This window comes from Lysinibacillus sp. A4 (assembly GCF_024919535.1).
GTDB lineage: Bacteria > Bacillota > Bacilli > Bacillales_A > Planococcaceae > Lysinibacillus > Lysinibacillus capsici.
In genome coordinates, this window is sequence record NZ_JANWTB010000003.1 from 136,585 (window position 1) to 154,388 (window position 17,804).

Consider the following 17,804-nt stretch of genomic DNA (forward strand, 5'->3'; position numbering starts at 1 on the left):
ATAATAATATCATCATCCTTTTTCATTTTAAGATATTTCTTTAAAAATCAAGCTGCAGTAACATAGTTAGAATTTGTCAATAAAACTTAGATTTTTCAGAAATGTCTATAAATATTTTTTCAGTAAAATATAATCACCATCTCTGCTAAAATATGCTATTATACCTTTAGTATAATGTCCTATTTTTATGGAAGTAAAAATAGAGGAAATATGAACTATAAAAGGATGATGAATATGCAAAATATCCAACAATTATTCCAGAGCGAAGATGGAAATATCCAACAAAGAGAGAATTTTTTGTCCCTATTAGAGAAAATTGTTTCCTCATTAGATGAATTAAAGAACCCAAATAAGACAACTCTTGGTCCAATGAAAGAGCGATCTGCTAATTTTTATCAAGAGCTTATGCAAGAGCATCAAGTGCCAACAACTGGGATTGGACTAGATCAAGTTGTAAAAGAATTGACACATTTAATGCAAGGACACCCTTATCATACACGTAATTTTGTAACAAATGTTTTACCAATGGCAAGTATTCCTGGAGTGTTAGGACAGTTTACAAATGCGCTATTGAATGGCAATAATTTATGGGATGTTTATGGTCCTGCTGCAGCTGAGTGTGAGGTTAAAGTAGTCGCAATGATGTCTAAATTAGTAGGCTATGATTATACAAAAAGTTTTGGCTACACAACATGGGGTGGACAAGGTGCTGTTTTCAGTGGACTTCGTCTTGCCATTGCAAAACAATTCCCACAAGCAAAAGAAGATGGTGTTCCTACTAATTTATATTGCTTTGCTTCAGAGAATGCCCATTACAGTCTTTTAAAATCAGTAGAAGCAGTGGGTATCGGCAGTAAACATTTAGTGCGTGTAAAAGCGGGTAAAGATCATTCGATGGATGTGGAGGACTTACGAGCACGTATGACAGAAGTCATCGAAAATGGCGGTATTCCTGTCTATGTAGTAGCGACAACAGGTGCTACTGATCAATTTGGTATTGATGATGTCCAAGCCATCAAAGAAGTCACAACAACCCTTGAGAAGAAATACAACTTACAACCAGTACATATTCATGCTGATTCGGCTTTAGGTGGTTTTTATGCCTTCTTCAATGATTATGATTTTAATAAAAATCCACTCCAATTCGAGGCAGAGGTTTTACAAGGATTAGCACAAATCCATGAACGTATGCAACATCTAGCCATTGCAGATAGTCTTTGCTTTGACTTCCAAAAGCTTGGACAAACACCTTATTTAACTAGTCTATTCTTAATTAAGGAAGGTAAAAGTTTACAGCTACTAGATATTGAGGACTTTGATACGCCATATGTAGGCAATCGTGGCTATGGCTCTTATCATACTGGCTATACATTAGAATGCTCTCGTATGGGTAGCTCCATTGCAATTTTTGCTGCATTACAGGCATTCGGCAAAGAGGGCTATCAACAACTATTAGCTAATTATGTACGAGTGAATTTAGCGTTCCGTGCTCAATTAGCTGATAAAACACCAATGTTACAAGTGGTGAATGAAATGAATATCGGTCCTGTAACAGCTTTCCGTTTGTATCCAGATGGGCTGAATTGGCAAGCTGAACAAGCTGGTCATTATACACAAGATCAAATTGAACATATTAATGGCATCAACGCTTCATTCTTTGAAATTATTGGAGAAGGTCGAGACGAAGTATTCTTTGGTGACACAACACGAGTTTGCACCGTTCATACAAGTGATACAACACAACATGTTCCAGTTGCAGCGGCAAAATTCTTCTCAATTTCACCTTATACGGAGACAGCGCATATTCCTGATATGATTCAATTCTTACAGCAAAAGCTTAAAGTACTGGAGGCGTCTCACATTGCGTATCGTCACTAAATTTAAGAGCTCTTTACTCTATAAATATATAGCCAGTTTCACCATTCCAATAGCGATTATTTCCTTGCTCTTTAGTATTGTGTTATTTGCCGTTTCTTACCGCATTATTGACAACTTTGTTATTAAACAATTTGAATCTACTTTAGAGATTACATCGACAACGATTTTTGAAGATATTGAGAAAAATGATGTAAAGGCAGCGGATAATGGTAGCCCTGACAAATACAAAAAGCTTTTAGATCAATTGAATGCAACGGTTAAAAAATATGATGTTGAAAACGCCTATATCCTTTCTAAAGCAAATGGTAAGGAACATATCGTCGCTCTAAGTAATACCGACAATCATCAGCAAGATTATGTATTTAGTGAAGAAATGCATGAAGCCGTAGCTACTGGTAATACACAAACAAGTGATATTTATAAGGATGAGTATGGTATCCACAAATCCATCTTTATCCCATTTAAAGATACAGATATTATTTTCGGTTTAGATATGGATGCCTCCTTCATCGCTGAACTTCAAACGGAAACACTATGGATCTGTATTATTCTTACAGTTATATTTATTATTTTTGGCGTGATCGTTGCTTACTTTATTAGTGTAGGTATTACGAAGCCAATCAAAAAAATGACTCGCTATGTCAGTCAAGTTGCACAAGGTGATTTAGCCGTCGAACCTCTCCAAATAAAAGGGTCCAATGAAATTGCCCAGCTGTCTTCAGGGATAGAAAATATGACGGAAGATTTACGCTCGTTGATTCATCAAATCGCCCAAAATGCTGAACAAGTGGCCGCCATGTCGGAGGAATTAACAGCAAGCTCTGAACAGACAAGTGCATCCATTCAGCAAATAACCTCTTCTATGCAAGAGGTTGCAGCGGGTTCGGAAAAGCAGACCTCTTCGATTGAAGAAGTAGATAGTCATATTACAACCATCTCAAACAAAATGTCAGAGGTAGTGACAAGTGTAACCGATGTTACAGATAAGGCATTCCAAGCATCTGCTATATCAGAAAAAGGCAACACAACAATCCAAGATGCTACTGAAAAAATGGCCGTAACATCTCAGGCTATTCAAGAGTCAGCAGCTGTAGTAGAACGTTTAAGCACATACACAAATGAAATTGGGGATATTGTGACATTGATTACCCAGATTACGGATCAAACGAATTTACTTGCATTAAATGCTTCGATTGAGGCAGCGCGTGCAGGCGAACACGGTAAAGGCTTTGCAGTTGTAGCGGAAGAAGTCCGTAAATTAGCCGATCAATCATTGGAGGCAACTAACAGTATTCGAACACGCATTGAAACGATTAAAGAGGAATCTTCACAAGCCGTCAAATCAATGGCTATCAGTAGCAGTAATCTTGCCGAAAGCTCCACAACATTCAATGCATCCGGAGAGGCATTTGCTGAAATCTATGCCCAAGTCACTGCACTGACGAGAGAAATGGACCATGTCAATAACGTGATGTCCAATATCAATGAAGGTGTTAGTAGTATTGCTAGTTCTGTTGAACAAGTGGGGGTTGTAGCTGTACAAGCTTCAGGCAATATTCAAAACGTAGCAGCTGCCTCTGAGGAGCAATCCGCAAGTATTGAAGAAATAACCGCTTCTTCGAACAACTTAGCTGAAATGGCGCAACAGCTTCGCAATATTATTCAAAAATTCCAGTTATAAAAATAACAAATCCGCTATGCACATTTTCGGCATAGCGGATTCTTCTTTCCATAAAAACTCTCCTACAAAAATGGTAAAAGTTTAGGCAATAATATTTTTCACAACTTTTGAAATAACGGCACCTTCAGCCTGACCTGTCAGCAATGGTTTTGCAATTTTCATGGCTTCTCCCATGTTCATTCCTTTTCCAACACCAGCTGCCACTAATTTCTCTGCAATTTCTTCTTCTGATAATTGCTTTGGTAAAAAGGATCTCAAAAGTGTCAATTTGGCTTCCTCTTTTTCAATCAGGTCTGCTCGCCCTGCCGTTTGTGCACCTTCTAAAGCTTGATTTGTTTGTTTGACCTCTCGATTAATAATAGCTATTTCTTCGTCAGCTGTTAAAGCCTCTCCCTTTTCTTTTTCAGCTAAATCTAATGCTGACTTTAAAAGAGATAATACACCCTTCGCTAACGTATCTTTTTCTCTCATTGCCGTTTTTAATTGTTCAAATACTTCAGTTTTTAACAATGATCTCACTCCTTCTAACCGTCTATATCAAAAAAATTATATCATAAAAATCATGAAGGGTTATAGTTCGTTGCATCTGCTAACTTTACTTTATAGTGTAATATTCCCTTTAACTCGCCTTCATAAGAAAAAATGCCTTGCTGAATTAATTGGCGTAGACGATAGTCAATCCATTCAACCTCTCTCAATTCCTCCATATGCCCCATTACCTCTCCAATTAACCTAGCTGCAACTTGATAATGAATTTCCTCTTGTTCTTCCTGTAAACGTTTCGCACAGGCAATGATCAAGTCATCCTCTCTATCCTCATTATTATTGCCCCAAAGTTCATGATATTTCCAGGTATGTATGCAATCGTAATCATCCATTAACAGATTTAGCCCTTCTTTGCATAGGGAGTGCCTCAATGCCTCTTTTAATGGCCGTGATTGGAAATGCTCATAAAAATAACATAAATCCTCTGCTCTGACTTCACCAGTTGATCTTGGATAATGATCCTCTGCTAACTGTGGTAAAGTATACAACTCATGAAATAACTGAAAAGTATCTAATACATAGATATCATTTGTTTTCTGTTTGAGCATCGCCAAAACGAGTCGAAGTCCTATTTGCTCATGAGCATTTTGACAAGTCCAAACGATTATATCCTGATGAGGGGGAATATTTTTAATTTTCTCTATTGCTTCCTTCATCTCCCGCTCACCTATCATCAATCCATCGTCTTCTATTAAATAGCGCTGTTCCAACCATTGAAAACGAGCTTCAATTCCGTCCCGTGTATGTACATCTTTCAAAGGACCAACAGAAAAATTACCTGGCACAACAATAATCTCCTCGGACTTAGCATAGTCAGGATTACGAAAGGCTGCTTTCAAGCTCCCCCCAGGTGAATGACCGAATACAATATGCACCGTTTGTACCTTTGAAGGATCCCGCTCCTCGGCTTGTTGTAATAAAAACTGTAACATGCTGTCTCTTGACTGTTCATTTATTAAAGTTAAAAGCAGCATCTTCTTTGCATCAGCTTCACTCAGTCGTTGTATTGACTTTTTTAGTTGATTGATCTTCTTCATCATCTGTACTCCTTTATTTCAAAACACCTAGCCTAATCATACCTCTTTATTACCTCAAATTACTAATTTAGTTAGTTTTAAAGATATGTTACTACTATTGCTAGTGAATTCTTTAATCTGGGCGGAGGCTCACTTCTTTTGAGCGACTTGCTCACTTTTTGGAGCAGGACAATGTATGAACTATTTTCTCCAGAGCTAAAAACACTCATGTCCCTATAAAAAAACATACTACACGTAGTAGCTCAACTACGACGGTAGTATGTTATTTAATCAACATTCGTTAAAAATACTTTTCCTTTTTTAGTTCCCTCAACAGCATCGATCGCCTTATGGATATCCAATAATGGATAATGAGCATGTACATTCATCATTTTTAAGGAGCCATCCTGTACAAGGTATATAAGCTGTTGCATCGTTTGTTGCCATTTTTCAATTGACGTTTGACGTTGCCAATGGCGTAAATGAAACATCCTCGCTTGTACCTTTGCTTCCTTCACAATGTTTGTCCAATTTACCTGAATACCCGATAAAAGGCCAATAGCTAAAAAAATAGCCTCGGGCTTTACGCAGAAGGCAAGCTGATTGCCAGCCTCTCCACCAATCGAATCAATTGCTGCATCTGCTCCCTTACCATCTGTTAATGCCATAACGGTTTCGTAAAGTGGCATTTGAGAGGTATCAATGACAAATGCTGCCCCAAGTTGCAGTAGTTCTTCAGTATGCTGATTATTTCGTGTCACTGCAATAAGTCGATAGCCTAGCAATTTCGCAAGTTGAGCATAAAGATGTCCAATGGCAGAACCACAAGCATTTACTAATAAGACATCGTTTGCTTGTAAATTAAGTACCTCTGAGCATGTTACGAAGGCTGTAATTGGATTAATATACATTTGTGCTGCTGTAAAATCATCCATCGTGTCAGGAATAGTCACTGCAAAATCTGCTTGCGTTTTCACTACTTCCTGCCAAGTTCCCTCCCCCCTTAACGGTAATACGCGCTGTCCAATAATCTTTGGTGAAACAAGCGGTCCAACAGCTTCTATTATTCCTACTCCCTCATAGCCAGGGATAGTTGGTAAAGTGATTCTATGAGCATATTTCCCCCATATTGGGATTAAATCTGAGGGATTAATCGGTCTGGCTAGCATGCGAACAAGAATTTCTTGACCTTGAGGAGGCTCGATTGTTTTATTCTCTAGCCTTACAACCTCTTGCGGATTTCCAAATTCATAAATTTTTAGGCATTTTGCTTTCAACGATTCTAGCTCCTTTATTCATTCCGTATAAAACAACATCATACCAGGAGCATCTATTTCACGTTCCTTAAAGCCAAGCTTCTGGTAGAAAGGTTGTTTACCTTTGGCACAAAATAATTGAACCCATTTTATATTTTCTTTCTGACATTGCTCTAAAAGAGCATCCATCACCATTGTGCCAACTCCTTTTCTTTGATAATCAGGGTGCACCATCACATCACAGATAAATGTTTGATAGATACCATCAGAGATAATACGTCCATAGCCAATTAGATTGCCTTCATCATATATAGATGTACTGAACCAGCTATTACAAATAGCCTTGTATAATTGTTCATACGTATACTGCCCTTTTGCATTCCAGCCAGTTGTTTGGTGCAATGCTTTATACGAGTCTATCGTCGGATTTGTTTCTTTGATTATATACATATAACACCCTCCTTATTTTGAATAAATATACAAAAAAATATATATTTAATCAACAATAAGTTTATGATGTTAAAGTTGCAGAAGCGTTAATTGACCTTTTTCATCCAAATTTAATTGTAAAGCTTCGTCTATTTCAATACTAATTGGACTGATAACTGCTTTCTTATCAGAAAAATACCACAGACGTCCACTCGGTCCTAATAGGATATTGGCTCCGTCTTCATAGTTTCCTAGAAAATTAAGGCCATCCAGTTGAATTTCCTTGTTTGCTATAGGGTTTATAGCATATTTCTTTAATTTTTCAGCAATTGTTTGAATGTCATCTGACGTTAAATTGATTTCTCCAATATGTAACACTTGCTCTACAGAAAAATTAACTTCAGCATGTTTTGGATTTATTTCCTGTCTTGAAATAAGCTCCACTATATTGCCTTCTGGATCGTAGAAATAGCATGCATATGCTTTTAAAAACTCAAAATAGACTTCATCCTGCCCCTCTGAATCCAGCAAGCCTACATGCTCTTCTGCCCAAATCTTTGCCTGTTGAAATAAGTTACTAGGAATATTTAATGCAAAATGATACTGCTTTGGCATTTTAGAAGACAACTTTTCAAATGTCATCCTGCTTTCCCCCATGGCTATTGTAAAATAGTCAGCTGTTCTTTCTAACAAAGTAAAGCCTAACAAATCAACATAAAACTGCTCCATTTTTTGCATATCATAGGCATATAATTTTACCTTCGTAATCTTCATCTTTAAGCACCCCTTTACCCTCCCTACTATACAAGCAGCTGATAAGAATGGCTTCATGCAAAAGAATGAAGTTTACTTTCGTGTAGTTAAAGCCGCTCTCGGTCTCCCCTGCTATTTGGCTGCGATATCACGAGGAATTCTACATCTTCTTGTGAATCGTTTCGCATTTGATGTGGTACATGTGGAGGTACTTCAATTCCGTCATGCTGCTTTAACTCAATTCTTTGATCATTCAGTTCTATTGTAGCTGTGCCTGAAAGAACAAAGAAAAACTGCTGTGCATGATGGTGATAGTGATTTACCTCAGCTGTTTGAGCAGGCATTCGCTCATGTATCACACTAAGCTCCTTATTTTGAACAAGATGCCAGCCATCACACTGTGCACCCCATTGATAGTGTTGTGCTAATGCTTTGTTAATTTTCATCCTTACACCTCCTTTCCTGCTTTAGAGGAGGGATATCCATCATTCTTGTTAATTTCCCTCATTCAATAAATTCAGCTAGGCTAATTTTCCTTTTTTGAAAATCTGCACGGATAGCCTGTAACTCGGCTTCTAACTTTAAGGCACCTGCTTCAACTCCCCTATAAATTACTAGCGGGGGCTGTTCTAAAGCCTTTCTCGCTTGTGAATAATCATAAGATAATAATTTTTTTAGCAACAATAATGTCTTTAGTTTATCTTTTCCGTCCCCAGTAATAGTTAGTTCATAGTACGCTACAGAACTTTCTTCAGGCAACATGTCTTCTAAACCAGGTGGAATCAGTACACTTTCAAGGAACAAAATTAAATTGTCATAAGCCATTGAAAAATGCCAATTGCCTGTCCCATGGGGAGCGGTAAAAACAGCCGTATCACCTCTTGATAGATCCAGACAATAGGGATCGCCTTCATCTGTGGCAATGACTAAATAATCATGTGGCCAATCCTCAATCATCTCATCTGTCACCGGATTATAATTATAGCCCTCCTGCCCACGTATTAAATCTCTTGCGCCATAGATATTTAGATTAATATAATCACCTGTAGCCCATGTAACCCTTTCCACAACATAATGTCTCAAAAAATAAACATACTCTGCTGGCAATGACCACCCACCATCCACAAATTGGCTAATATCCTCTTCTGATTGATGATAAAAAACCATGGGATAGGCTGACTCCCGCTCCTGAAGTTCATCAATAAAATCATGCATTTGCTGTAATACTGCATCGAGTTTCTTTTCTGAATCTTTCAATGGAATTCTCTCCTTTTGATGACCAAGTGTCTTTCTTGCATTTTAACATACCCCATCATTAACCAAATAAGGGGAACATGTTATAATCATTAAAATAGACTGGTAGTATGCATAACGTGAACAAAAATAACGGATGGGAGCGATCTGTCATGCAACATACGAATGAACAGATAATACAGCAAGCCAACACGGAATTTTTGAAAGCACTTCGCTATTTAGATTATGGCAAGGTAAAACAAGGGGAAGCATGTCTCAAACAAGCCACCCATTTGGCAAATCTGCTGAATGACCATATCACATTTATTCGTGCTGCCATTTGTTATGGAGAGTTGCTATGGCACGCTGAAAAATATGATACCTCCGATCATTGGTTACAGCTGGCACTTGATCGATTGACCGCAGTACAGCAAGATATAAATGACTTACTAGATGTGGATGTGGATGTGCATCGAGCTCGATCCCTACTAAACCACCAACGACATCCATTATAAGGAGCAAGCAATCATGAAATTACTTATTAGACGTCCAGAACAGTCGGACATCCAGGCGTTACACGAATTCTTTGATCTTGTCATTCGGGATACTTATAAAAAAGAAGGGATTGCCGAGCTAGTGGACGATCAACAGGATGAATGGGAAACGAAAAAACAGTATGTAGCAATGGACTTAGAAAGCCAGGGCAAAAAAAGATTTTTCTGGTTAGCTTTAAATGAAGAAACCCATGACATAATAGGTACTATCGAATGCGGTGAAGCCAACGAAATCATTCAACAAACGATCAAAGAAGAACTATTCAATTGTCTAGAAATCGGTACCCTTTTTGTTCATCCTGACTATCAAAATCGTGGGATCGGCACCATACTACTACAGAAAATGCTCCTAACGTTAGAAAATCGAAGGGTTCCTAGTTTTTGTTTAGATAGTGGATATAAACAAGCGCAAATGATCTGGCAGAAGAAATTTGGACAGCCTGATTTTATCCTTGAAAACTATTGGGGAGCAAATAGTCAACATATGATATGGAAACGAACACTACCATTTCGAATATAGAAGTAAAAAATGCTCTATCCGATTACACAAGAACTTTATGTAAAAAACAAATCTTTAGTCAATAACATGCTTTATGCATACAATATAAAACACTTTCCAAAAGATTTACAGGGTCGTTATTAGGAGATACACACAAGCTTCGTGGTTTAGGGTATGACAAATTACAATGAATATTCAGTATGATTTCCACTTAGCTTTCAAGTGTTACCATCTGATGAAAATATCCTAATAACAATTTACGGGACTCTCGATATGTGGGATAAGACTCTAAAAAAGACTTTAGATCAGTATGATGATTGGTAAGCAATAAAGAGATTATAAATGCTAATACTTATTATGTTTGGAGGGGAATGAAATGTTAAAATTCATTGATGATTTAGCTGGTGCGGTTTTCGATGTTTTTATGTTGTTTTGTTATTTCTTTGCAGGCGTAATAATTGTAGGAGTCCCCATTTTTTTATTAGCCAAGTTTTTCCTATTGTTTCACTAAATTTCAAACAGGTTGGTCCCACTATAAAAGGAATCACTATAAATAGTGATTCCTTTTATGACGAATACACTCAATATTAGGCTAAATATTTTGCTGCTAGTTCTCAGGTACTTATGGGCGAGACAATGCTATTATTTAATAAATTTATCATAGAACCGTTTGAGCATCGTTGCCATTTGTTGTCTTGTGAGTGTATCTGTAGGATTCATACACTTGCCATCGCCTCGTATAACTCCCTCTTCAATGGCCCACTCCCAATCTTCTTTATGTGCTGGTGATACCCTAGCATTTGATTTTATCCCAACTAATAACTCTTTCATTTCAGTAAGTTCCTGTTTTAGTTGTTTATTTTCTTTCTTTAATTCTTCATACTGAGAAAATGCTATTTCCTTCTTCTTATCAGTATCTGTGAACCAGGATAAAGACTTAGATCCATTTAATTGGTTTAAATCTACAGTTCCTTTAATACCTGCTACAATCCCTTTGTCTGTGTACTGCCATAAGTCACAAGCAAAGTTTGGCTTTAGTCCCGGTGAGCTAGAGCCACTATAGCGAGGAATCCACAGGAAATCATAATTTTTAACGGTATCCATCAGATAAGGTTTGTAAAAATGATGGCCTGTATATAGCCCGACTTTTACAGTCTTACTTTTTAAATAATCAATAAACACCTGTGTGCCTTGTACGATATTTTGGACACTAGCACCAAAGCTTTCTTCGATATCTACAACATAAAATAGCGGATTATAGTTTTTTGCTCTGTTATAGAAGTCTTTTGCTTGTTCCAATGCCTCAGTACCATTTTTAAAGGTAACATAAATATAAACACCAAAAGGTACCTTGTACTTAATACATGCTTCTATATTTTGAACGTATTTACGGTCAATTGTGCTTGTACCATATTGTGTGCGGATGATAGCCAAATCAACATCTTTAACCGCTTCAGACCAATCAATATCTCCTTGATGATGTGAAATGTCTATGATATAACTCATACAATTTTCTCCTCCCTAAAAATAGTAAATAAATTATGAATAGCGACAAACCCATTGCTTCAAGCATTATTTAGAATCATTCATTAAATAAAGTTATGTAGATTATTTTAGTCCTTATAGGTTCTTCATTTACCGATTTTTAGTGGTCAGATAATTAATAAGACAGAGCACATTTCACATAGTCGAATTAACTCTAAAAAAATAGCGGCTTTATATCAAATATTTACTTTGTAATTAAGTGCTAATTCATCCCCAGGTAACCCTCTTATTCCCCAATTATGTTTAGGCGTTTCAAAAATTGTAATTTCAACATCTTGAGGTGAAATATTTAATTTGTTATTTATGCGTTCAAATAGTAGCTTTACTAATTGTTTTTTAGCTTGAATCGTTCTACCTTCAAACATACTAATTTCTATTATTGTATATGATTCAGTTCTTTCACTTGCAAAATAAAAATCCTCTTTGTCCATAGGAAAAAAGCGATGAAATTTCTTATCTAATGGATATTCAAGTGCGTCCACCATACAAGAATGGATAATATTCGATAATGTTTCCTTAATGGGATTTAACCTTCTCTTAACACCATAAATTTTAATTTGTCCCAACGACCTCTCACCTTTCTTGACTTACTAATCTAAACTCAACTACCAAATACTGTTCTATAACGATATTATAAAATTCTTCAACATGACCATCAAGCTAATTCTATGCTTGGTTTCATTTAAACAATCACCCAATTTATTCATGAAACAAATGTGAACTATTTAAACCAACAATTCCAAAATAATAACTCTACTTAACTGTGACCATAATTAACTGCAATACGCTGCAAGCTCAGGTAGAAACAGTTATCCAAATAGTACACATTCTGTTGTTCCAATCTGATAAAGAAATAGATATAAAATATATTATTGTTGATGACAAACTAACGTTTGAAGTTGTGGGTGCCTATATACCTTAAAGCTCCAGGAAATGAAAGAGAGAGTGAGAGAAGCTCAGGACATACTGTTGCTTCGTTAGTTTCTACACCACTACATTTAAATAAATGAAAAGGAAGAACCTTAAATTACTAAAAATTAACTACTCAATTTTAAATGAGCACCTCATCTTTACTATTCAATTTCAAAAATGACCCAAACTTTATATCTACCTTCAATACTATTTTCTGTATAAACTCTACACTCTTTTATAGAAGCTAATCTAAAAGCAAGCGAATAGGCTATTTTGTAATCTGGTGTATCATATCCGTTATAAATTCTTCCATATATTTCATTTGCAATTGAATCTGCCCAGGTGTCAGCTTCATATAGAGTATCGAAAAGTATTTCTTCTCTGTTCCATTTAATAGTCATTTCATAAACTCCTACGTAGTAATAGAAATAATCTAGATGAATGTATTGTTAGGAATTTGAATTCCATATTTCAAAGCAAGTAGCTACGGATCGTTTCGTAAAATCTTTAAATTGCACTTTGTAAATAATTTGATTTTTCCGAAAATTAAAGAGATTGCAATTACAAAGGGATATTAATATAAAATTATATGAAAGTACTATAAAATTATTTCTAATATTGAGAAAAGGTGGAAGTAATATGATTTCAATATACAAATCATTCATATTAGCGGTGGTAATAGGGTTATACGTATATATAGCCAGTAAAAGTGAAAATAGCGTGCTTCTAAATTTTGTCATACTTTATATTATAATTTCAATAGTTTATTTATTATTTAGAAAAATTGAAAAAGAAAAAAGTAAGGAAAAATAACTTAATTAAAAGTAGGAGATTCGAGACCTTTGAAAAGATTCACTGTAAACTATCTGAAAAAAAAGCAGAGGATAGTAGCCAAAACAAAAAATGCCCAAGTACTCAATAAAAACGAGTAACTGGGCATTATTATTACTCTTTCCATTAACAGCAGATCAGCAATTACTGAAGACCGCTATGTCCATTTAACACAGAAGATGGCAAGAGATGCTGCCGATATTTTTGATTCCATCGCTAAAGATTTTTAAATTGCTTGCACAATTTCAATGCAGTGGAAAATCGGTGGCAATCTCCACCTAACTGATACAAATCTATTTGCTTAAACCCTTATAAACCCCTATAAACCCTGTTATATCAATATTACTTCGAATCATCCATCTTCAGCACAGCCATGAATGCCTCTTGAGGGACTTCGACTGAGCCTACTTGTTTCATACGTTTTTTACCTTCTTTTTGTTTATCAAGAAGTTTTCGTTTACGGGAAATATCTCCCCCGTAACATTTCGCTAATACGTTTTTACGGATGGCTTTAATTGTTGAACGCGCCACGATTTTTTGTCCAACTGCTGCTTGAATTGGTACTTCAAATTGTTGGCGTGGGATTAATTCTTTTAATTTTTCTACGATGATTTTACCTCGATCGTAGGCAAAGTCACGATGTACGATAAAGCTTAGGGCATCGACTTGCTCACCATTTAATAAAATATCCATTTTCACTAATTTCGATGGCTGGTAACCAATAAGTTCATAGTCGAATGAAGCATAGCCCTTTGTATTTGATTTTAAATAGTCAAAGAAATCATAGACAATTTCTGATAATGGCATTTCATAAATAATACTTACACGCGATGTATCAATATAATCCATCGTCATGAAATTACCACGCTTCATTTGACAAAGTTCCATAACCGCTCCCACATAATCATTTGGTACCATGATTGTTGCTTTCACATATGGTTCCTCGACACGATCGATTTTTTGAGGGTCTGGCATAAAGGAAGGATTATCGACTTTCAGCTCAGTACCATCTGTCATATGAACATTGTAAATTACGGAAGGTGCTGTTGTAATTAAGTCGATATTAAATTCACGCTCAATACGCTCCTGAATAATTTCCATATGTAGTAATCCTAAGAATCCACAGCGGAAACCAAAACCAAGTGCTTGCGATGTCTCTGGCTCATATTGTAGAGCAGAATCATTTAACTCTAGCTTTTCTAACGCTTCACGTAAATCATTGTATTTGGCTGTATCGATTGGATACAAACCACAGTAGACCATTGGGTTTAAGCGACGATAACCAGCTAATGGCTCAGCTGCAGGACGGTTTGCATAGGTTACAGTATCCCCTACACGTGTGTCCCCTACATTTTTGATAGATGCGGTTAAGTAACCTACATCACCCACTGTTAACTCAGCCTGTGGCACAACTTTTGGTGTATGTACCCCAACTTCAATAACCTCGAATTCCGCACCTGTTGCCATCATGCGAATTTTATCGCCAGGCTTAACAGTACCATTGATGACACGAATCGAAATGATAACACCTTTATAGGCATCGTAAACAGAGTCAAAAATTAAAGCTTGTAGTGGTGCATCTGGATCACCAGTTGGCGCTGGTACCTTCTCTACGATTTGCTCTAAAATATCCTCGATACCAATACCTGCTTTCGCAGACGCTAATACTGCTTCAGATGCATCTAATCCAATAACGTCTTCTACTTCTTGACGTACACGTTCAGGGTCAGCTGCAGGTAAATCAATTTTATTGATTACAGGTAAAATTTCTAAATCATTGTCAAGTGCTAAGTAAACATTTGCTAGTGTTTGTGCTTCAATACCTTGTGCTGCGTCCACAACTAATATGGCACCCTCACAAGCAGCTAAACTACGTGATACTTCATATGTGAAATCGACGTGTCCTGGTGTGTCGATTAAATGAAATGTATACACTTCGCCGTCTTTTGCTTCGTACTTTAATTGAACTGCATTTAACTTAATTGTAATGCCTCGCTCACGCTCTAAATCCATTGAGTCGAGGAGCTGTGCCTTCATCTCACGGGAAGTTAAAGATTTTGTTTGCTCTAAAATACGGTCAGCAAGCGTTGATTTCCCATGGTCAATATGTGCAATAATAGAGAAATTTCGTATATTCTCTTGTCGTTTTAAACGTGCTTCTCGGTTCATCTTTTCCACTCCTAATTAAACTATAATGAATTATACTATGAACATAACGCAAAGTACAACAGCAACTAGACTTGAAAGCCTATAATATCAATACTTTCAGTGTTTCATGTCGTTTTTAAATTTTACAGTATTAAGTATATAAATGCAGACAAATCAGCTATAGTAGTACTCGATGTGTAGCAGTGGAAATGAAAATGCGTCTACTCGACATGAGGAGAGATTCGATGGATGAATCTTCGCCTGATCAACCAAGAAAAGCACGCTATCTCCAAAAGATATCATCATCCATATTGCTAAAAAGCGTAAACACAATCCCATTTTTATAAACCTAAACTATGATTAGTAAAAGAAAGAATGGACATCGCACCATCTTCCACATAATGGAACAGATCAAATATCAAGCTTACCATACAGGAACAACTAATAGAATAAATATAGGTAGAGCAAATAGCTCCCTTTCTAAGATATAGAAAAAGTCAGCTACGCAGATAAAACTGTGTATACTGACCTTTTTTATTTTATTTATTTAAGGATTGTTGAATGAGCTTTGTTAAAACTTCTATCCCTTTTTTCTCTAAATGTACACCGTCAGGGGCAAAGTATTCAGGGTGATTGATTGCTGCTGCATGCCAGTCAATTAGTGTTATTCGCTCATGTTCCTGTGCTTTTTGCAGTAAAGCTTCATTCACCTTTGCTTCCCAAGATCGCGGCACACGTGTATTCACTAAATAAATATCGGCATTTGAAAAAGCTTCAAGGAGGGCATCCATTTGGTCAGTCGTAAAATAACCATTTGTCCCCAATTGTAGAATGACGGCATGATTAGGTTGATTAAAACTTGCATAATTTGGGGCAAGTTTTACAGCTTGCGAAACTTGACGGCCTATTTTTCCATCGATTGTAATAGTCGGATACATAGTATGTAAGCTCGGGGCAATATCAATCATTAAGGAATCGCCAATGGCTAGTATGCCACGATAAAACTCATCCTTTTCAGGCTCTATAATGGTGTTATTTTCTTCTTGTTTAGGTGTTTCTATCTCCTGAACATCCTCTCCTCCCTCATCCTTACTTTGAGAAGGCTTGTCAGTGGAGGCTTCAGCTTGTTTGTCCTGCTTGTTCAGATTGGCTGTAGGCTCTTCGCCATTAATTTTTATCGTTGTTGGCAGCGTTTTAGATGGGTGTTGCTGACTTTCACCCACTACACCTGTCATGCCTGTGAAAAATACAAGCAGGAAAAGAGGAACCATAACCGTTGATATTTTTCGTGGAAAAGTAAGGCTTCCCCACTTATTTTTATTACAAATCAGATATTTTTGACAATAGACTCTGAACCCTTCTTTTCGGATGGGCATCTCAATGAAGCGATAGGATAGCTCTGCAATCATTAGGATTAGTAAAAGCTGCAGGAATATTCGCCAATAGGAGGGATTACCAATTTCATGAATGGGTGTCCCTAAAACCATGACAGGATAATGCCATAGATAAATGCCGTAGGAACGAGAGCCTATCCAACATAATGGCTTCCATGCTAATATTTTTCCTAGTATGCTGACTGGATGAGAAATACATGCAATCAAAACGGCAGCATTCAAGCAAAATAAAAACATGCCTCCTCTATAAAGAAAGGATTGATATTCATCCACATACACTATGCTTACTAAAAAAATAGTAAGTGCCATGAAACTCATAATATTTAGTTTCTTCACATGGTTCGCTGATAATTTCTGAGAAGATAGTCGTTTCATTGGCCAAACAAGTGCTAGCCAACAGCCTATTAATAATTCAAAACAACGTGTGTCCGTTCCATAATAAACACGACTAGGATCAACGCCTGGCTGATAGAGTAATGCCATTACGAATGCTGAACAAAGGGCACCACAAAAGATGATATTTGCTAGTTTATTTTGTTTTTTAACAACAAAAAGTCCAATCATTAAGAGCAATGGCCATATCAAGTAAAATTGTTCTTCAATAGCTAATGACCATAGGTTTTTTAAAGGTGATGGAGAACCGAAACTATCAAAATAAGAGAGTTTATGAAAAATGAACCACCAATTACTTGAATAAAAAATGGAGGACAATGCATCCCCGCGCAAAGTATGGAGAAGCTCTTTATGAAAGAGCATTGCCCAAACAAATGATGTAACAATCATAACGTAGGCAGCTGGTAGTAGCCTTCTAAATCGTCCCACCCAAAATTTCTTTAGGCTGACTGTTAATTGATTGCCCTTTAAAGGTAAGATGGTAGAGGTGATTAAATAGCCCGATAATACAAAGAAGATATCTACTCCTAAAAAGCCACCTCTAGCCCAACTGAAATTAAAATGATAAGCAATAACTGCTAACACAGCCAATGCTCGAATCCCGTCTAGTCCAGGAATATAACGATGATTTAATGACTTGCCTGACATACTATTCCTTCCTTCAATAATCTCTCAATTTCGTTTCGGTATAATGTGTTGGTTTTTTCTAGCTGTACAAAGTAGAAGTCAATCTAAA

General features: G+C 36.6%; 17 protein-coding genes. 5 read left to right on the top strand and 12 right to left on the bottom strand.

Going from position 1 to position 17,804, the window contains the following annotated elements:
• The first annotated feature begins 234 nt into the window (after positions 1–234).
• Complete coding sequence (locus tag NY607_RS05990) at positions 235–1,878, top strand: pyridoxal phosphate-dependent decarboxylase family protein (protein WP_259419317.1); 1,644 nt, start codon at positions 235–237, stop codon at positions 1,876–1,878.
• Positions 1,862–3,559, top strand: coding sequence for a methyl-accepting chemotaxis protein (locus NY607_RS05995; protein ID WP_259419318.1), 1,698 nt, complete (start codon positions 1,862–1,864; stop codon positions 3,557–3,559). The genes NY607_RS05990 and NY607_RS05995 overlap by 17 nt, the downstream gene beginning before the upstream one ends.
• A gap of 81 nt (positions 3,560–3,640) precedes the next feature.
• Here the strand turns inward: NY607_RS05995 and NY607_RS06000 are convergent, their stop codons facing one another.
• The 7 genes from NY607_RS06000 to NY607_RS06030 form a co-directional block, all read right to left on the bottom strand.
• On the bottom strand, positions 3,641–4,069 hold the full coding sequence (locus tag NY607_RS06000) for a GatB/YqeY domain-containing protein (RefSeq protein WP_259419319.1): 429 nt from the start codon (positions 4,067–4,069) through the stop codon (positions 3,641–3,643).
• A 50-nt stretch (positions 4,070–4,119) separates the two neighbouring features.
• Positions 4,120–5,142, bottom strand: coding sequence for a DUF1835 domain-containing protein (locus tag NY607_RS06005; RefSeq protein WP_259419320.1), 1,023 nt, complete (start codon positions 5,140–5,142; stop codon positions 4,120–4,122).
• Positions 5,143–5,408: 266 nt separating this feature from the next.
• Positions 5,409–6,398, bottom strand: a complete 990-nt coding sequence (locus NY607_RS06010; RefSeq protein ID WP_259419321.1) for a zinc-dependent alcohol dehydrogenase family protein — start codon at positions 6,396–6,398, stop codon at positions 5,409–5,411.
• An 18-nt stretch (positions 6,399–6,416) separates the two neighbouring features.
• Positions 6,417–6,827 (bottom strand): GNAT family N-acetyltransferase, encoded by a 411-nt coding sequence (locus NY607_RS06015; protein ID WP_036076278.1) that lies wholly within the window; start codon positions 6,825–6,827, stop codon positions 6,417–6,419.
• A gap of 69 nt (positions 6,828–6,896) precedes the next feature.
• Entirely contained in the window at positions 6,897–7,580 is a 684-nt protein-coding gene (locus NY607_RS06020; RefSeq protein WP_259419322.1) for a VOC family protein, read from the bottom strand.
• An 86-nt stretch (positions 7,581–7,666) separates the two neighbouring features.
• Positions 7,667–8,005: a cupin domain-containing protein gene (locus NY607_RS06025; RefSeq protein WP_131520534.1), complete on the bottom strand. Its 339-nt coding sequence runs from the start codon at positions 8,003–8,005 to the stop codon at positions 7,667–7,669.
• 58 nt (positions 8,006–8,063) lie between these two features.
• Positions 8,064–8,816, bottom strand: a complete 753-nt coding sequence (locus tag NY607_RS06030) for an SMI1/KNR4 family protein (RefSeq protein WP_259419323.1) — start codon at positions 8,814–8,816, stop codon at positions 8,064–8,066.
• Positions 8,817–8,965: 149 nt separating this feature from the next.
• Here NY607_RS06030 and NY607_RS06035 point away from each other — a divergent pair, with 149 nt between their 5' ends.
• From NY607_RS06035 to NY607_RS06045, 3 genes are all read left to right on the top strand, one after another.
• On the top strand, positions 8,966–9,307 hold the full coding sequence (locus tag NY607_RS06035) for a hypothetical protein (protein ID WP_259419324.1): 342 nt from the start codon (positions 8,966–8,968) through the stop codon (positions 9,305–9,307).
• A gap of 13 nt (positions 9,308–9,320) precedes the next feature.
• Positions 9,321–9,866, top strand: coding sequence for a GNAT family N-acetyltransferase (locus NY607_RS06040; protein ID WP_259419325.1), 546 nt, complete (start codon positions 9,321–9,323; stop codon positions 9,864–9,866).
• Between the two features lie 355 nt (positions 9,867–10,221).
• The gene (locus NY607_RS06045) at positions 10,222–10,356 is read left to right on the top strand and encodes a hypothetical protein (RefSeq protein WP_004226973.1); all 135 of its coding nucleotides are present in this window, start codon (positions 10,222–10,224) and stop codon (positions 10,354–10,356) included.
• 131 nt (positions 10,357–10,487) lie between these two features.
• On the opposite strand, the gene NY607_RS06050 is transcribed toward NY607_RS06045, so the two are convergent.
• The 5 genes from NY607_RS06050 to NY607_RS06070 form a co-directional block, all read right to left on the bottom strand.
• Positions 10,488–11,351, bottom strand: coding sequence for a GH25 family lysozyme (locus NY607_RS06050; protein ID WP_131520530.1), 864 nt, complete (start codon positions 11,349–11,351; stop codon positions 10,488–10,490).
• 215 nt (positions 11,352–11,566) lie between these two features.
• The gene (locus tag NY607_RS06055) at positions 11,567–11,956 is read right to left on the bottom strand and encodes a tautomerase family protein (protein ID WP_066036462.1); all 390 of its coding nucleotides are present in this window, start codon (positions 11,954–11,956) and stop codon (positions 11,567–11,569) included.
• A 507-nt stretch (positions 11,957–12,463) separates the two neighbouring features.
• The gene (locus tag NY607_RS06060; protein ID WP_036076270.1) at positions 12,464–12,703 is read right to left on the bottom strand and encodes a hypothetical protein; all 240 of its coding nucleotides are present in this window, start codon (positions 12,701–12,703) and stop codon (positions 12,464–12,466) included.
• Between the two features lie 772 nt (positions 12,704–13,475).
• Positions 13,476–15,302 (bottom strand): translation elongation factor 4, encoded by a 1,827-nt coding sequence (gene lepA / locus NY607_RS06065; RefSeq protein ID WP_004226914.1) that lies wholly within the window; start codon positions 15,300–15,302, stop codon positions 13,476–13,478.
• A gap of 518 nt (positions 15,303–15,820) precedes the next feature.
• Complete coding sequence (locus tag NY607_RS06070) at positions 15,821–17,716, bottom strand: acyltransferase family protein (RefSeq protein ID WP_259419326.1); 1,896 nt, start codon at positions 17,714–17,716, stop codon at positions 15,821–15,823.
• Positions 17,717–17,804: the final 88 nt, after the last annotated feature.